Raw genomic sequence first — 15,622 nt, forward strand, 5'->3', positions numbered from 1 at the left:
GGCGCGATGTGCCACGAGTCCCGGCCCGGTGCCGCTAGTCTCCCCATGTGACGCACGCCACAGGGCCCCGGCTCTGGCACCCCCCGCACCTGAGCCGTCACGGCTCGACCGCGCTCGTGGGGCGCCAGGGGATCTTCACGCGCACCGGTGAGGTGCGCGGGCACGAGCTCCTGTACCGCGCGAAGGGGCACGACGGGCTCCCGATCGACCTCTGGCCTCCTCGTCTGCAGGACCGCGCGACGGAGCACGTGATCGCGGCCGCCTTCTGGCGCGACCCCGACATCACCGCGCCCCACCCGGCGTTCATCAACTTCACGCGCACGTACCTGCTGGACCACGACGTCGCGCGGCACTGCGACCCCGCGCGCGTGGTCATCGAGGTGGTGGAGTCCGCGTACGCCGACGTCGCCCTGGCCGCGCGGGTGTCCGAGCTCAAACGCGACGGCTTCCGCATCGCGGTCGACGACTTCGTCGCGACGGAATCGCAGCTCAGCCTGCTCCCCCTCGCCGACTTCGTGAAGGTCGACTTCCGCGACCTCGTCCGCCAGGGCCCCGCGCTCGTCGAGGCGGCGCGACGGGGCGGGGCGACGCTCATCGCGGAGCGGGTCGAGGACGCCGAGGTGCTGGAGGCCTGCGAGGACCTGGGCTTCGACCTGTTCCAGGGCTGGTGGTTCGAGCGCGTCGTCGTGCTCGAGCGCGGCGAGCACCCGGTGCTGGTCTAGCGGGTCGCGCCCTCCCCCACGCCACCCCCCGGCGCGCTGCGGGGAGCCGAGCGACGGTCTCCCGAGGTTTGCGACTCCTGCGGGGAACTGAGCGACGGTGCGGACGCGGTGACGTCGCTGAGCTCCCCGCAGGAGTCAGGAACCGCTCAGAAGCGTCGCTGAGCTCCCCGGAGGGGCCATGCCTGGGGTAAGACGACCATGAGTCACCCATGAGGCGCAGGAACCTCTCAGAACCGACCACCACCTACCCATTGCGGAGGTGGCGGGTGGCGCGGGGCTGGGAGCGCGGCGCGGACGGGCGCTACGCCGCGAGCTCGGCCACGGTGCGGACCGCGCGCTCGAGAGCGAAGCCCGGGGCACGGGACGCGCCCTTGATCTCGGCGTCGGCGCGGGCGACCGCCTGCACGGCCAGCGCGAGCGTGTCGGCGTCCCACTTGCGGAGGTCGCGACGGGCGCGCTCCTCCTGCCACGGCTGGATCCCGAGCTCCCTGAGGCTCACGCCGCGGCCCCTCGCGGCGCCCACCTTGATCAACGTGCGCAGCTTCATCGCGAGCGCCGCGACCAGCGGCACCGGGTCCGTGCCGGTCGACAGCGCGTGGCGCACGAGCGCGATCGCGTCGGCGGTGCGGCCGGCGATGGCCGCGTCGGCCACCGCGAAGCCCGTCGCGTTGACGCGGGTGCCGTAGTAGCGCGCGACGGCCGCCTCGTCGATGCTGCCGTCGACGTCGCTCACCAGCTGCGCGCAGGCGGCCGCGAGCTCGGCCACGTCGTCGCCGATCGCGTCGACCAGCGCACGCACCGCGCGGGCGGGAGCCGGCCGCTTGGCGCGCTCGAACTCGCCGGTGGCGAAGTCGACGAGCTCCGCGTCCTTCTTGATCGCGGGGCACGTGAACTCGGGGGTGCCGCCCTTGCGCAGCGTGTCGAGCAGCTTCTTGCCGCGCACGCCGCCGCCGTGCAGCAGCACGACCACGCACTCGGGATCCGGCTGCCCGACGTACGCGAGCGCGTCCTGGAGGAAGTCGTCGTTCATCGCCTCGAGCGACTCGACGACCACGAGGCCTGGCTCCGCGAACAGCGACGGGCTGGTCGCGCCGGCGAGCCCGCCGCGCACGTACGCGCTCGCGTCGAGCCTGCTCACCTCGATCTCGCCGCTCTTCCGCATGACCGCGGAGATGCGCTCGACGGCACGGCTCGCGAGGAGCTTCTCGGGGCCCGAGACCAGCACCACGGGTGCCGGCACGGCACGGTGCCAGGTCGCCTGAGGTGCCTCTCGTCTCGCCACGGGGACTAGCCTCCCACGGAGTTCCGACACCGCCGGACGAGCACCGGCTCGCCCTCCCGCACCCCGATCACGATGTCCCCGCACAGGTCGGTCCGCAGCACCGCCGCTCCCCCGGCGCCGTACAGTGAGATCGCCTCCGGCGCGGGGTGCCCGTAGTCGTTGCCCGCGCCGACGGAGACGAGCGCGACGGGTGCCGCGATCGCCCTCACGAGCGCCTCGTCCTGGGCCGCCGAGCCGTGATGCGCCGCCTTGACGATGTCGACGCGGCCGAGCGCAGCGACCACGGGCTCGAGCCGCCTCTGCCCCTCCACCTCCAGGTCGCCGAGCGCCACGACCACCAGCCCGTCGGCCTCGATGCGCAGCGCGGTCGACGAGTCGTTCACCTCGGTGCCGTCGCGGGACCTCGGCGCCGGTCCCGTCTGGAGGACCTCGACGGTCACCCCACCCACGTGCGCCCCCTCGCCCACGGCCGGCGCCGCCGCCGGCACCCCGGCGAGCGCCTCCAGGGTCGCCTCGGACGGCGCGGGCGGAAGCCATGCGCCGCGGACGTCGACGACCTCGCGCAGCGCCTCGACCCCGCCGGTATGGTCCGCGTGCTCGTGGGTGAGGACCAGCAGGTCGACGCGGGTGACGCCGATGCGCGCGAGGCAGCCCGCGGTGTCCGCATCCGCGGTGCCCACGTCGACCATGACGACGGCGCCTCCCCCGCGCACGACGAGCGCGTCGCCCTGTCCTACGTCGCACGCCACGACGGTCCAGCCGTCGAGGGCGCCGCCGAACACCTCCGGGAGCCATCGCGGCGGCACGTGCAGGACGAAGGCGAACGCCAGGGCCCCCGCCGCGCCGAGCCGCCACCACGGGCGCGGTGCCCTCGCCGCGACCGCCACGGCGAGCACGAGCGCGATGCCGAGCACCACCCCGCGCGCACCGACGTCGGTGGTGAGGTCTCCGCCCGGCGCCTCCGCGAAGGCGCGCGCGGCCGCGACGACCGGATACGCGCATCGTGCCGCGGCATCCGCGAGGAGGTGGGCCAGCGCGGGCGCCGGCACGGCGAGCGCGAGCGCGGCGACGCCGAGCAGCGTCACCGGGATCGCGAAAGGCGTCGCGACGGCGTTGGCCGGGACCGCCCAGGGGCCCACGCCCGCCTCGATCGACGCGAGCACCGGCAGGCAGGCGGCCTGCGCGGCGAGGGTCACCGCAGCGGCGTCGGCGAGCGGGGCGGCCACCCCGCGTCGCAGCCGGGCCGCGATCCCGGGCGCGAGCAGCGCGATCGCGGCGACGGCCGAGACGGACAACGCCAGACCCACGTCGCGCGCCAGCTCGGGCCGGAGGAGCACCAACAGCAGCACCGTGGCCGCGAGCGCCGGGATGCTCTGGCCGCGGCGCCCGGCGAGCAGCGCCCCACCGGCGATCGCCGCCATCGCGAGCGCCCGCAGCACCGAGCCGCCGCCCGACACGACCCCCGCGAACGCCCCGCACGCCGCGACCGTGCCCACCGCGACGACCGCGGGCGAGGCCCGCGCGCGCCGCAGCAGGGCGCCGAGCGCCACCGCCAGGATCGCGAAGTGCGCGCCGGACACCGCGGTGAGGTGAGCGAGGCCAGTGGTCCGCATCTGCCCCACCAGCCGACGGTCCATGGCCGACGTGTCGCCGAGCACCATGCCCGCGACCAGCGGCGCGGTCTCCGCCGGGGCGCCCGCGAGCGCCGTGCGGAACGCCACCCTCGCCCGCTCGGCGGTGGCCCGCCACCCGGTGGGCGGCTCCGCGGCGACGATGCGTCCGTCGAGCAACGCGTCGACCGGCCCCGCCGCGGCGGGCTCGGTGGTGCCGCGCACGGTCACGACACCGCCGCGCGCGGGGGCGCCGTCCGCCGACGCCAGGACGACGACGAGGCCCGCGCCGTGCCGCCACCCCTCCTCTGCCACGTCCCGCCACGCGCGAACCGACACGCGCACAGCAACGCGCGGCTCGCCGTGGGAGTCGACCGGCCGCACCTCGGCGACGAGGCCGCGCGCCTCCACGACGGCGCGCGCATGCGCCGGGATCCATGCCCGCGCGGTCACCGCGGCGCCCGTGGTGACGGTGGCGGCGAGCGCGGCCGCCACCGCGAGCACGAGCACCGGGGCGACGCCCGCACCGCCCCGCCTCCACACGCGCGAGGCCAGCGCCGCGATCGCGCACGCGAGCGCCACCGGCAGGCCGGCACGCGGGCCCGCCGCCCAGACGGCGAGCGACGCACCCCAGGCGGCGATCGCCGCCGGGACCAGCCGGAGGTCCCCCCAGCCGCCCACCGTGTCACGTGGTCGCGAGGTCCGCGATGGCCTCGACGATCGACGGCCCCACGCCGGACACGCGCTCGAGGTCCTCCACGACGGCGAACGGCCCGTTGGCCTCGCGGTCGGCGACGATGCGCGCGGCCAGGACCTCGCCGACGCCCGGCAGGGTCTCGAGCGCGGCCTCGTCCGCCGTGTTGAGGTCGACGCGTGCCGGCGTAGCGGCGGAGCCCACGGGCGCGCCCGCCGCATCCAACCGGCCCACCACGATGTGCTCGCCGTCCGCGACCGGCCGCGCGAGGTTGACGGAGGACTCGTCGGCGCGCCGTCCGAGCCCGCCGGCGAGCTCGATCGCGTCGGCGATGCGGGCGCCCACGCGCAGCTCCACGAGCCCAGGGCTGCGGACCGCGCCGCTGACGTGGACGATCAGGGCGGCGGCAACGCCACCCGTCGCCGGCGCCGATGCGAGGGCGCTGGGCGAGGCGCTCGCCACCACGGCCAGGGGCGTCGCTGGCTCCGCGCGCAGGCCCCACCACGCGACGGCCGCGAGCACCGCGAGCACCGCCGCCGCGGTGGCGGCGCTGCGCGCGTCGAGGCGCCAGCGGGTGGGCTGCGGCGCGGGCGGGTCGGCCCCGTGCCCGGATGCGTACGCGCGCGCCGCGGCGTCGCGCAGCCCGGCGGACCAGCGTGCGCGCACGTCCTCGGAGGAGGACGTGGCGGGGTCGGAGGCTTCCATGCCGGCACCGTAGGCACCGGCCCGGCCCCTCGCGTCGATGCCCGGCGTGCGCGGGGATGGGACAGACGATGCTGCGGGCCGGGGTCATCGGCCCCGGGGGTGCGGACGATCGGCCCCGCCGCTGCCACCAGAAGTGGGGTCTTGGCGCGTACCAGGCTCGACGCGACGATGGGAGCATGCTTCAGACAGCCGCGCCGACGCGGAGGAGCACCGTGGCGGTCGCCGTGACGGGCGCCGTCGCGCTGCTCGCGGCCGGCACCGCCTACGTGCTCGCCGACGGCCCCCTCGGCACGAGCGGCGGCGCCGGGATCTGCTCGCCGGACCGGGCGGAGGGCGTCACGCTGTACTACGGCGTGCTGCTCGCCAACAACGGCAGCAGCGAGATCGACGTCTGGTCCGTGGACGCCACGGGCGGCAACCTCGGCTCAGTCGAGCTGCTGATCGACCCGACGGGGCCGGACGTCGGACAGGCGATGGGGACGTTCGAGTGGCCGGTCGACTCCCCGGTCGACGATGCGAACGACGTGATGGCCCGCGCGGTCGCCCCCGCGGATGCGACCATCGCGCCGCATGGGACGGGCCAGCTGCTGGTCGCGCTCACGCCGGAGGACCCGGACGAGCGCGCGTGGGTCGACCGCATCGAGATCAGGTACGCGAGCGGCTGGCGCGACTACGCGGAGACCTTCGACGGCTACCTGCTGGAGCGCACGCCGCGCCGCTCCTGCTGAGGCGGCGTGTCCCGGCGAGGGACCTAGGCCTCGACGGGCAGGTCCGCGACCACCGCCGCGAGCGTCCCCGGGCCGGCGTGGACGGCCAGCACCGCGCTCACCTCGGCGACCGCGACGGGCCCGAGCCACGGATGGCGGGCCTCGATCTCGCGCGCGGCCTCGACCGCGGCCTCCTCCGCGCCCACGCCGTGGACGGTCACGACCGGATGCGTGCGCCCGGCCAGCGCATCGTCCACCGCGGCGTGCAGCGCCGCCCGCGCCCTGGCCGCGGAGCGCACGCGCCCGACGAGCGCCACCTCGCCGTCGCGCACCTCGAGCACCGGCCGGATGCCCAGCACGCGACCGACCGCCGCGACCGCGGGGCCGATCCGGCCGCCGCGGCGCAGGTGGTCGAGCGACTCCACCGTGAACACGCAGTGCGAGCCCGCGGCGACGGTGCGCGCGGCCTCCGCGACGTCGGCGAGCGTGCCGCCGGTCCTCGCCACATGGGCCGCCGCGAGCGCGGCGTAGCCGGCCGCCATCGCGACCGTGCCCGTGTCGACCACCTCGCACGGCACCGGGGCGCGCCCGGCGGCCGCCTCAGCCGCCTCGCACGTGCCCGACAGTGCGCGCGACATCGCCACGAGGACGATGCCGTCGGCGCCTCCGGCGACGGCCGCGGCGATGGCCTCGTCGAACGCGGCCGGGGTGGGCTGCGACGTCGACACCGCGGCGCCGTCACGCAGGTGCGCGACGACCTCGTCGGGGCCGATGCCGATGCCCTCCGCGAGCGCCCCGCCGTCGACGATCACCTGCAGCGGGACGACGCCGATGCTGCGGCTCTCCGCCAGCCCAGGGGGCAGCGAGGCCGCGGAGTCCGCGATGACGGCGACGGTCATGCCGTCACCCTAGCGGCGGCGGGGCCGACGGGCGGCTCCGCGGCGGCGCCACCCGCGGGTGGCGCCGCCGGCGGATCAGGCCGTGACGATGTTGACGAGCTTGGGCGCGCGCACGATGACGGTGCGGATCGCGGCGTCCCCGATGGCCCGCTTCGCGCCGTCGGAGGCCAGCGCGAGCTCGCGCAGCTCGTCCTCGGAGATGCCCGGGGGCACCTCGAGGCGGCCGCGCACCTTGCCCTTGACCTGGACGATGCACGTGACGGTCTCCTCGACGAGCAGCGACTCGTCGACGGCCGGGTAGGTCGCCAGCGCCACGTCCTGGTGGCCGAGCATGCTCCACATGTCCTCGGCGCAGTACGGCGCGAAGAGGCTCAGGAGGATGGTGACCACCTCGGCGGCCTCGCGCACGGCCGGGTCGGAGGCGCCGGCGCCCGAGTCGATCGCCTTGCGCGTCGCGTTGACCAGCTCCATGACGCGGGCGACCACGACGTTGAACTTGAAGCCCTCGACCAGCTCCTGCGAATCGGCCAGGGTGCGGTGCGTGATCGCGCGCAGCGCGGCGTCGCCGGTCCTCGGGTCGACGCCCGGCTCGGAGGTCACGTCGCGCGCCAGACGCCACGCGCGGGCGAGGAACTTCGCGGAACCACCGGGCGAGACGTCGGCCCAGTCGATGTCGTCCTCCGGCGGGCCGGCGAACGCCATGGTGAGGCGGATGGCGTCGACGCCGAACTCGTCGAGCTGCTCGGACAGACGCACCAGGTTGCCGCGCGACTTCGACATCGCGGAGCCGTCCATCTGCACCATGCCCTGGTTGAGGAGGGCGGAGAACGGCTCGCCGAAGTCGATCATGCCCATGTCGCGCAGCGCCTTGGTGAAGAAGCGCGAGTACAGCAGGTGCAGGATCGCGTGGGTGACGCCGCCGACATATTGGTCGATCGGCGCCCAGCGCTTCGCCTGGACCAGGTCGAACGGGCCGTCGGTCTTCTGCGGCGACAGGTAGCGCAGGAAGTACCAGGACGAATCCACGAAGGTGTCCATGGTGTCGGTGTCGCGCAGGGCGGCACCGCCGCATGACGGGCAGGTCGTGTTGACCCAGTCCGTCGCGGCCGCGAGCGGCGACTGGCCCTTGGGCTTGAGGTCGAGGCCCTCGGCGGCGGGAAGCGTCACCGGGAGCTGGTCGTCGGGGACAGGGACCTCGCCGCAGGTCTCGCAGTGGATGATCGGGATGGGCGTGCCCCAGTAGCGCTGGCGGGAGATCAGCCAGTCGCGCAGGCGGTAGTTGGTGGACGCGTGGCCGGTGCCGGCGGTCTCGAGCTCGGCGGTGATGGCCGCGATCGCCTCGGCCTTCGCGAGGCCGTTCAGCGACTCCGAGTTGATCAGCACGCCGTCGCCCGTCGCGGCGACGCCCGTCTCGGCGGGGTCGCCGAAGGGCTCTCCCGCATCGTCCCGGCAGTCGAGGACCACCCGGACCGGCAGGTCCATGGCGCGCGCGAAGTCGAGGTCGCGCTGGTCGTGCGCGGGCACGGCCATGATCGCGCCGTGGCCGTAGTCGGCGAGCACGTAGTCCGAGGCCCAGATGGGCAGGCGCTCGCCGTTGACCGGGTTGACGCCGTAGCGCTGCAGGAACACGCCGGTCTTGGGGCGGTCGGTCGCGAGTCGGTCGATCTCGTTCTCGCCCTTGACCTTCTCGACGTAGGCGGCGAACGCCTCCTGGGTCGCGGCGTCCGCACCCTCGGCGAGCTCGGCGGCCAGGTCGGAGTCGGCCGCGACCACCATGAAGGTCGCGCCGTACAGGGTGTCGGGACGCGTGGTGTAGATGTCGATGGGCTCGTCGCGGCCCTCGATGGTGAAGGACACGTCGGCGCCGGACGAGCGGCCGATCCAGTTGCGCTGCATCGCGATCACCTTCGACGGCCACGAGCCGCGCAGGTTCTCCAGCTCGTCGAGCAGCTCGTCGGCGTACTCCGTGACCTTGAAGTACCACTGGTTGAGCTTCTTCTTGGTGACCGGGGTGTCGCACCGCTCGCACAGGCCGCCCACGACCTGCTCGTTCGCGAGCACCGTCTGGTCCTTGGGGCACCAGTTGACGTTGGAGTGCTTGCGGTACGCGAGGCCGCGCTCGAACATCCGGGTGAAGATCCACTGGTTCCAGCGGTAGTAGTCGGGACGATGCGTCATCAGCACGCGGTCCCAGTCGAACGAGCACGCGTAACGCTTCATCGAGCTCAGCTGCTGCGCGATGTTGTCCTCGGTCCAGCCGGCGGGGTCGATGCCGCGCTTGATCGCCGCGTTCTCCGCGGGCAGGCCGAAGGAGTCCCAGCCGATCGGGTGGAGGACGTTGAAGCCCTTCTGCACCCAGTGGCGGGAGATGACGTCGCCGAGCGCGTACGCCTCGGCGTGGCCCATGTGAAGGTCGCCGGAGGGGTACGGGAACATGTCGAGCACGTACTTCGTCGGGCGCGCATCGTCCTCGCGGCCCGAGCGGAAGGGCTGGCGCTCCTCCCACACGGGAAGCCAGCGGGCCTCGATCTCGTGGAAGTCGTAGCGGTGCTCGTCGGTCTGGGGCGTCTCGGTCACCCGAGGATTCTACCGAGGGACGATGCGCGGATGGGCCGCGCCCGCAGGGGTGCCCGTTCGGGGCGGACGACCGGCGTCCCCGGCGGCTCCAACGGCCTCACCCGCCAGCCACCCGGGGCGCCGGCCGCGAGGAGGGCTCCGGCACCCCGCTCCGGCCCGGCCGCGCGGTCATCGTTCGCGGACCAGGGATGTTGCTGACGCGTAACCGCGAGTGACATTGACCACATCTACGCATGGGCGAAATGTGGCATACCCCACAAACCCCTGCCGGGACTACCGGAATCGCGATTTCATGCCGATATCCACGACGGAGACGGGCGCACAAGGCCCGTGGTCCACGAACAGGAGGTCAGCATGCGCCCGTCCGCCACCGCGGTCCCGCACACCCTCGCGAGCAAAGCCGTGCTCGCCCTCATCGGAGTGCTCGTCGTCGCCCTCGGGCTGACCGGAGGTCCGGCGGACGCCGCCGTCGACCCCATGACGAAGGTGCTCCAGCGCACCAACACGTACCGCGCGGACGAGGGCCTCAAGCCGCTCAACCTGCGCACCGGGATCGTCGACGTGTCCCAGGGCTGGAGCGGGCACATGAAGTCGACCCGCACCCTCGCCCACAACCCCAACTTCTCCAGCCAGATGCCGTCCGGCCTCTACAGCGCCGCCGAGAACGTCGGCTACGCCTGTGGTTACGGCACCAAGGCCGCGAACACCAACGCGATCATGTCGGCGTGGCTCAAGTCCGCGGGCCACGAGGCCAACATCACCGGCAACTACACCGACATCGGCATCGGCATCGCGTACGACAAGTCCAGCGACTGCGCCTGGGCCACCCAGAACTTCGGCAAGTACCCGCTGTCCTTCAACAAGGCGCCGCGCCCCGAGGTCAACGGCACGCTCAAGATGGGCAACTACGTTGCCGCCAAGACCGGAACGTGGCGTCCGAGCCCGAACTTCCAGTACCGGTGGTTCCGCGACGGCAAGCGCATCGATGGCGCCACCGGCAAGACCTACAAGCTGCGGTGGGCCGACAAGGGCCACACGATCAAGGTCAAGGTCATCGCGAAGAAGAGCGGCTACAAGACGACCAAGCGCATGAGCGTGGGCGTCAAGTTCAGCTGACCTCCCCGGGCCCCCCTTGCGCAGCCGTGGCACCATGGAAGGACGCCGTGCGCCAGGGCACCACGTGACGGCATCGACTCACGCCTGACGCGGCCCCTCGCGGGGCACCCCCGACGCACGGCCGCCCGGCTGCGGAGGGAGGGAGCCGATGCCGCATCGAAGCGGGTCGGGGCACCCCCTCGTCCTGCGCTCGGGGCTCGCGACGGCGGCCGTCGCGGGGAGCCTCCTGCTCGCCTGCCCCACCGCCGCCACGGCCGCGACCGTCACGCCCTCCCCCGCCCCGCCCGAGGCCTCCGCCTCGCCCGAGACCACCGTCACGCCGGACGATGCGGCGGTCGCCCACGCGGAGGCGACCCCCGAGCCCACCGCCGAGCCCGCGCCGACCGCCACGACCGAGGAGCCCGCGCCGGAGCCGGCTACCGACCCGGATCCCGCGCCGACCACGGATGCGGGCGGGGGCAAGGCGTCCGGCGGCAGCGCCGGCGGTACCTCCGGCGGCACGACCACGTCTCCCGAGCCGGACGCGACGACCGCCCCTGCGGACGACGCGCCCGACACCGGCTCCGGCGGGTCGACCGGGACGACCACCCCGTCGCCCTCCCCCGCCGCGCCCGAGTCGACGCCGTACGACCCCGACGCCCCCGCATCGGCCGGGGTGCCCGGACCGGAGGCGCTCGAGCCCGTGACGTTCGACGACGTGTCGGACCTCCTGGGCGACCCGACCTACTCGGTGTTCGCCGGGCCGATCGCGTGGATGGGTCGTGCCGGCATCGCGGACGGCGTCCTCACCGAGGCCGGGCGCGCGTACCAGCCCGAGGCCACGCTCACGCGCGGCGAGTTCGCGGCCTTCCTGTACCGCCTCGCCGGGTCGCCCGCGCGCATCGTCCCGAAGGCGTCGCCGTTCGCCGACGCCGGGCGCCGCGACACCGATCATGCGGCGGAGATCGCGTGGCTCGCCGCGCAGGGCATCGTCACCGGCCGGCTCGACGGCACCGCGCGCGCGTTCCGGCCCGACGACCCGCTCACGCGGGGCGCGATGGCCCGCTGGCTGTACCGCTTCGCCGGGGCGCCCGACGTCAAGGCGAAGGACCGGGGCGTGTACGCCGACGTGGTCGCGGGTTCCGAGACGGACGATGCGGCGAGCTGGCTCGCGGAGACCGTCGGCGAGCTCGGGTCGGAGGGCCCCGACGGGCTCGAGCTCCACCCCGGCGCGACGCTCTCGCGCGGCGCGATCGCGGCGATCCTGCAGCTCGCGCATCGTGCCGACGTCGGCTTCGTGTCCTGGGCGGCGCCGCTGCGGCTCGTCGACCCCACGGTGGTGCAGGTGGACGTCGACAGCGCGCTGAACCTGCGCGCGGGACCGTCGACGAACGCCGCGATCGCGATGCAGCGCGAGGACGGGGCGTCGCTCGAGACCACCGGCGCGGTCACCTCGGACGGCTGGGTCGAGGTGGTCGTGGGCGACCGCCTGCTGTGGGCCTCGCCCGGCTACCTCGCGGTCGACGGCACCGGCGGCTCGACCGCGACCGGCGGCGCGGCGGGAGGCGTCGGCACCACCGCGCCCGCGCTCGCCGCGGAGTACGAGAACGGCCGGATCCCCGCGTCGGCGCTGTGCGGCCTCCCCTGGCACGAGGACCTGCTGCTCGCGTGCGGCGCGGCGGACGACCTCACGCGGCTCGACGCGGCCTTCCACGACCTGTTCGGCCTGCACATCCCGGTCTCGAGCGCGTACCGCGACTACGCGGGCCAGCTCGCGGCGACCGCGCGCTACGGCGGCATGGCGGCGGTCCCCGGCACGTCCAACCACGGCTGGGGCGAGGCGATCGACCTCTCCGAGCCCGGGCTGCCCGGGGGCTACGACGGCGAGGCCTACGCGTGGCTCGTGTCCGCGGCCCCGCAGTACGGGTGGACGCTCCCCGGCTGGGCGCAGCCGGGCGGCTCCAAGCCGGAGCCGTGGCACCTCGAGCACCTCGGCTGAGGCGCCCGCCGCATCGTCCCTACTCGACCTGCGTGACGTGCACCTGGACGTCGAGGCCCGTGGTGCTGCCGGCGACCACGCCCGTGAGCGGCGGCACGTCCCCGTACTCGCGGGCGCGCGCCACGATCACGTGGTGGTCGCCCACCTCGCGGTCGTTGGTCGGGTCGAAGCCGTACCAGTCGCCGGTCCACCACTCGACCCACGCGTGCGACTCCCCCGACACGGTCTCGCCGATCGCAGCGTCGCGCTTGGGGTGCAGGTAGCCGGACACGTAGCGGGCCGGGATCCCCACGGTCCGCAGCGCGCCGATCGCGAGGTGCGCGAAGTCCTGGCACACGCCGGAGCGCGCCTCCCACGCGTCGCGGGCCGGCGTGTGGACGGAGGTCGAGCCGGGCACGTACCTCATCTGGTCGTGCAGGTGGTCGCAGATCGCCCGGGCCGTCTCGTCCGGGCCGAGGCGTCCCGCCGCGTCGCGGGCGAAGGCCTCGAGCTCCTCGGTGGGCTCGGTGGTGTCGCTCAGGCCGAGGTACTCGCTCAGCAGGTCCTGGAAGCGCGGCCCCGTGAGGGTCTCCCACGCCACGCGCTCCTCGCGGGCGGGGACGCTCGCGACCTCGACGAGGCTCGAGCCGACCACGGAGAGGCTCTCGTGGGGCTGCAGCACCTCGAAGACGACGACGTCGGCCTCCCAGTAGTCGCGGTACGACGAGCGCCACGTCACGGGCGAGATCTCGACCTTCGAGTCGAGCACGCGCTGGCGCGGCAGCCAGGCGGGCGTCAGGCGCGCCTCGTTGTACGAGGACACGATCGAGCCCTCGTACGTGAAGCTCGTCCGGTGCTCGATGCGGAGGGTGGTCATAGGGCCTCCTGGCTCCACAGCACGGTCGACGCCGGCAGGAAGTAGCGGTCGCGGATGAGGTCCGAGGCGGCGCCGCAGGCGCTCTGCACCTCGCGCATCTGGCCGGGCAGGTCGTCGAGGACGTCGCGCACGTCGCGGTACTCGAGGTTGGTGCGCGCACGGCCCAGCGCGAGGCGCGCGCGGTCCGACAGCGCCCGGCTGTTCGAGGCTCCCTCGATGAGCCCGAGCGTGTCCTCGGCCTTCTGCAGGTTGTACGCGATCGAGCGCGGGAACAGGCGGTCCACCAGGAGGAACTCGGCGGCGCGCTCCTCCGTGACGAGAGCGCGGACGGTGCGCAGGTACGCCTCGTGCGCGGAGCACGAACGCAGCAGCGTGGTCCAGTTGGGGCCCGTGGTGCCCTCGAAGTGACGCGTCATGAGCAGGCGCGCGATCATGTCGGCGCGCTCGAGCGAGCGGCCGAGCTCCATGAAGTGCCAGGCGTCGTCGCGCGACGTGGTCGCGGAGTGCAGGCCCCACACGACGGCGGCACGCTCGCGCACCCACACGAAGTACTCGTGCGGGCGGGCCGAGGCGGTCCATCGCGGCAGCTGGTTGCGCGTGGTGTTGAGCGACTCCCACACCTCGGTGCTGATGACCTCGCGCGCGCGGCGGGCGTTCTCGCGGGCGGCGCCCAGCGTCCACGCGATGGAGGACGAGCGCTCCGGGTCGAAGGCGAGGGTCGCGAGCACGTCGCGGCGGCTCACCGGCGCCTCGTACTCGCAGTTCATCACCGACAGCAGCGAGGCGTTCGCGCTCGGCTCGTCGACCCACGGGTCCTCGAGCAGCACGTTGAGGTGGACGTCGAGGAGGCGGGCAGTGTTGTCCGCGCGCTCGACGTAGCGGCCGATCCAGAAGAGGGACTCCGCGATGCGGCTCAGCATGTCGGCTCCCCCTGTTGCTGCTGCTGTTGCTGCTGCTGGCCGTGCTCGATGTCGTCGGGGTGCGCGGCCTGCGGCACGGCGCCGATGCCCGACAGCTCGACGCGGGACTCCGGCGGCGGGGTCTTCCTGCCGCGCTGGCGCTCGCCTCCGAGCACCCACGTGTCCTTCGAGCCGCCGCCCTGCGACGAGTTGACGATGAGCTGGCCGCGGGCGAGCGCGACGCGCGTGAGGCCGCCCGGGAGGACCCAGACGTCGTCGCCGTCGTTGACCGCGAACGGGCGCAGGTCGACGTGGCGCGGCTCGAGGCCGTCGTCGGTGAGGGTGGGCACGGTGCTCAGCTGGATGACCGGCTGGCCGATCCACCCGCGCGGGTCCTCGAGGATCTGCGCGCGCACCTGGTCGAGCTCCTCGCGCGAGGCCTTGGGGCCGATCAGCACGCCCTTGCCGCCCGCGCCGTCGACCGGCTTGACGACGAGCTCGGCGAGGCGGTCCATGACCTCCTCGCGCGCCTCGGGCTCCTCGAGCCGCCACGTGTCGACGTTGGGCAGGATCGGCTCCTCGCCCAGGTAGTAGCGCGTGAGGTCCGGCATGTACGTGTAGATGAGCTTGTCGTCCGCGACGCCGTTGCCGACCGCGTTGGCGATGGTGACGTTGCCCAGGCGGGCGGCGTGGACGATGCCCGGCGCGCCGAGCGCGGAGTCCGGCCGGAACACCACGGGGTCGAGGTAGTCGTCGTCGACGCGGCGGTAGATGACGTCGACGCGGCGACGGCCGGCGGTGGTGCGCATGTACACGCGGCCGTTGTGCGTCTCGAGGTCGCGGCCCTCGACGAGCTCGACGCCCATGGTGCGGGCGAGCAGCGAGTGCTCGTAGTACGCGCTGTTGAACACGCCGGGAGTGAGCACGACGATCGTCGGGTCGTCGATGTCGTTCGGCGCGCAACGGGTGAGCGCGGCACGCAGGCGCTGCGAGTACTCGAGGACCGGGCGCACGCCCATGGCGCCGAACATGTCGGGGAACATCTGCGACATCGCGCGGCGGTTGGACAGCACGTAGCTCACGCCCGACGGGACGCGGACGTTGTCCTCGAGCACGCGCCAGATGCCGTGCTGGTCGCGCACCAGGTCGATGCCGGACACATGGACGCGCACGCCGTTGGCCGGGTCGATGCCCGCGGCCTCCCGGTAGAAGTACTGCGACGTCGCGATGAGGCGGCGCGGCACGATCCCGTCGTTGACGCAGTGCTGCGAGCCGTAGACGTCCGCGAGGAAGGCCTCGAGCGTGCGCACGCGCTGCGCGACGCCGGGCGAGATGATGTCCCACTCCTCGGCGCCGACCACGCGGGGCACGATGTCGAGCGGGAAGGGCCGCTCCTCACCCGCATGGTCGAAGGTGACGCCCTGCGCCAGGTACGTCGACGCGAGCGCCTCCGCCCGCGAGTAGAGGTCCTCGCCGGACATCCGATCGATCTCGTGGTAGACCCGGCGGTACGGGTCCCTCACGCGGCCCTCGAGGTCCATGGCCTCGTCCCACGCCTGAACCGGCTGGTATCCGGT

The 15,622-nt window shown here is 74.1% G+C and carries 12 protein-coding genes; 4 read left to right on the top strand and 8 right to left on the bottom strand.

Going from position 1 to position 15,622, the window contains the following annotated elements:
* The first annotated feature begins 47 nt into the window (after nt 1–47).
* Nucleotides 48–722, top strand: coding sequence for an EAL and HDOD domain-containing protein (locus tag AOM02_RS10905; RefSeq protein WP_062299185.1), 675 nt, complete (start codon nt 48–50; stop codon nt 720–722).
* A gap of 301 nt (nt 723–1,023) precedes the next feature.
* Here the strand turns inward: AOM02_RS10905 and holA are convergent, their stop codons facing one another.
* Genes holA through AOM02_RS10920 form a run of 3 tightly spaced genes read right to left on the bottom strand, consistent with a single transcriptional unit; the run spans nt 1,024 to nt 5,013 of the window.
* The gene (gene holA / locus AOM02_RS10910) at nt 1,024–2,004 is read right to left on the bottom strand and encodes a DNA polymerase III subunit delta (RefSeq protein ID WP_062299186.1); all 981 of its coding nucleotides are present in this window, start codon (nt 2,002–2,004) and stop codon (nt 1,024–1,026) included.
* Between the two features lie 5 nt (nt 2,005–2,009).
* A complete protein-coding gene (locus AOM02_RS10915) occupies nt 2,010–4,295 on the bottom strand; it encodes a ComEC/Rec2 family competence protein (protein WP_062299187.1) in 2,286 nt (761 codons plus the stop codon).
* A 4-nt stretch (nt 4,296–4,299) separates the two neighbouring features.
* On the bottom strand, nt 4,300–5,013 hold the full coding sequence (locus AOM02_RS10920; protein WP_062299188.1) for a ComEA family DNA-binding protein: 714 nt from the start codon (nt 5,011–5,013) through the stop codon (nt 4,300–4,302).
* Nucleotides 5,014–5,189: 176 nt separating this feature from the next.
* Between AOM02_RS10920 and AOM02_RS10925 the strand changes: the two genes are divergently transcribed.
* The gene (locus AOM02_RS10925) at nt 5,190–5,741 is read left to right on the top strand and encodes a hypothetical protein (RefSeq protein WP_156156192.1); all 552 of its coding nucleotides are present in this window, start codon (nt 5,190–5,192) and stop codon (nt 5,739–5,741) included.
* A gap of 23 nt (nt 5,742–5,764) precedes the next feature.
* On the opposite strand, the gene AOM02_RS10930 is transcribed toward AOM02_RS10925, so the two are convergent.
* Complete coding sequence (locus tag AOM02_RS10930; RefSeq protein WP_062299190.1) at nt 5,765–6,619, bottom strand: DegV family protein; 855 nt, start codon at nt 6,617–6,619, stop codon at nt 5,765–5,767.
* Nucleotides 6,620–6,694: 75 nt separating this feature from the next.
* Nucleotides 6,695–9,196, bottom strand: coding sequence for a leucine--tRNA ligase (leuS, locus tag AOM02_RS10935; RefSeq protein WP_062299191.1), 2,502 nt, complete (start codon nt 9,194–9,196; stop codon nt 6,695–6,697).
* 354 nt (nt 9,197–9,550) lie between these two features.
* Between leuS and AOM02_RS10940 the strand changes: the two genes are divergently transcribed.
* Together AOM02_RS10940 and AOM02_RS10945 are read left to right on the top strand one after the other, a co-directional pair.
* Nucleotides 9,551–10,312 (top strand): CAP domain-containing protein, encoded by a 762-nt coding sequence (locus AOM02_RS10940; RefSeq protein ID WP_062299192.1) that lies wholly within the window; start codon nt 9,551–9,553, stop codon nt 10,310–10,312.
* 148 nt (nt 10,313–10,460) lie between these two features.
* Complete coding sequence (locus AOM02_RS10945) at nt 10,461–12,290, top strand: D-alanyl-D-alanine carboxypeptidase family protein (RefSeq protein WP_062299193.1); 1,830 nt, start codon at nt 10,461–10,463, stop codon at nt 12,288–12,290.
* A gap of 19 nt (nt 12,291–12,309) precedes the next feature.
* Here the strand turns inward: AOM02_RS10945 and AOM02_RS10950 are convergent, their stop codons facing one another.
* Genes AOM02_RS10950 through AOM02_RS10960 form a run of 3 tightly spaced genes read right to left on the bottom strand, consistent with a single transcriptional unit; the run spans nt 12,310 to nt 15,586 of the window.
* A complete protein-coding gene (locus AOM02_RS10950; protein ID WP_062299194.1) occupies nt 12,310–13,146 on the bottom strand; it encodes a transglutaminase family protein in 837 nt (278 codons plus the stop codon).
* Complete coding sequence (locus AOM02_RS10955; RefSeq protein WP_062299195.1) at nt 13,143–14,066, bottom strand: alpha-E domain-containing protein; 924 nt, start codon at nt 14,064–14,066, stop codon at nt 13,143–13,145. The genes AOM02_RS10950 and AOM02_RS10955 overlap by 4 nt, the downstream gene beginning before the upstream one ends.
* The gene (locus AOM02_RS10960; RefSeq protein WP_228373825.1) at nt 14,060–15,586 is read right to left on the bottom strand and encodes a circularly permuted type 2 ATP-grasp protein; all 1,527 of its coding nucleotides are present in this window, start codon (nt 15,584–15,586) and stop codon (nt 14,060–14,062) included. Before AOM02_RS10960 ends, AOM02_RS10955 begins: the two co-directional genes overlap by 7 nt.
* Nucleotides 15,587–15,622: the final 36 nt, after the last annotated feature.

This window comes from Demequina maris (assembly GCF_000971155.1).
Classification (GTDB): domain Bacteria; phylum Actinomycetota; class Actinomycetes; order Actinomycetales; family Demequinaceae; genus Demequina; species Demequina maris.

What these genes read in the sequence shown, in the direction of transcription:
- AOM02_RS10920 (WP_062299188.1), bottom strand. Translation starts at nt 5,013, where the DNA reads ATGGAAGCCTCCGACCCCGCCACGTCCTCCTCCGAGGACGTGCGCGCA.
- AOM02_RS10925 (WP_156156192.1), top strand. Translation starts at nt 5,190, where the DNA reads ATGCTTCAGACAGCCGCGCCGACGCGGAGGAGCACCGTGGCGGTCGCC.
- AOM02_RS10930 (WP_062299190.1), bottom strand. Translation starts at nt 6,619, where the DNA reads ATGACCGTCGCCGTCATCGCGGACTCCGCGGCCTCGCTGCCCCCTGGG.
- AOM02_RS10940 (WP_062299192.1), top strand. Translation starts at nt 9,551, where the DNA reads ATGCGCCCGTCCGCCACCGCGGTCCCGCACACCCTCGCGAGCAAAGCC.
- AOM02_RS10945 (WP_062299193.1), top strand. Translation starts at nt 10,461, where the DNA reads ATGCCGCATCGAAGCGGGTCGGGGCACCCCCTCGTCCTGCGCTCGGGG.
- AOM02_RS10950 (WP_062299194.1), bottom strand. Translation starts at nt 13,146, where the DNA reads ATGACCACCCTCCGCATCGAGCACCGGACGAGCTTCACGTACGAGGGC.
- AOM02_RS10955 (WP_062299195.1), bottom strand. Translation starts at nt 14,066, where the DNA reads ATGCTGAGCCGCATCGCGGAGTCCCTCTTCTGGATCGGCCGCTACGTC.
- AOM02_RS10960 (WP_228373825.1), bottom strand. Translation starts at nt 15,586, where the DNA reads ATGGACCTCGAGGGCCGCGTGAGGGACCCGTACCGCCGGGTCTACCAC.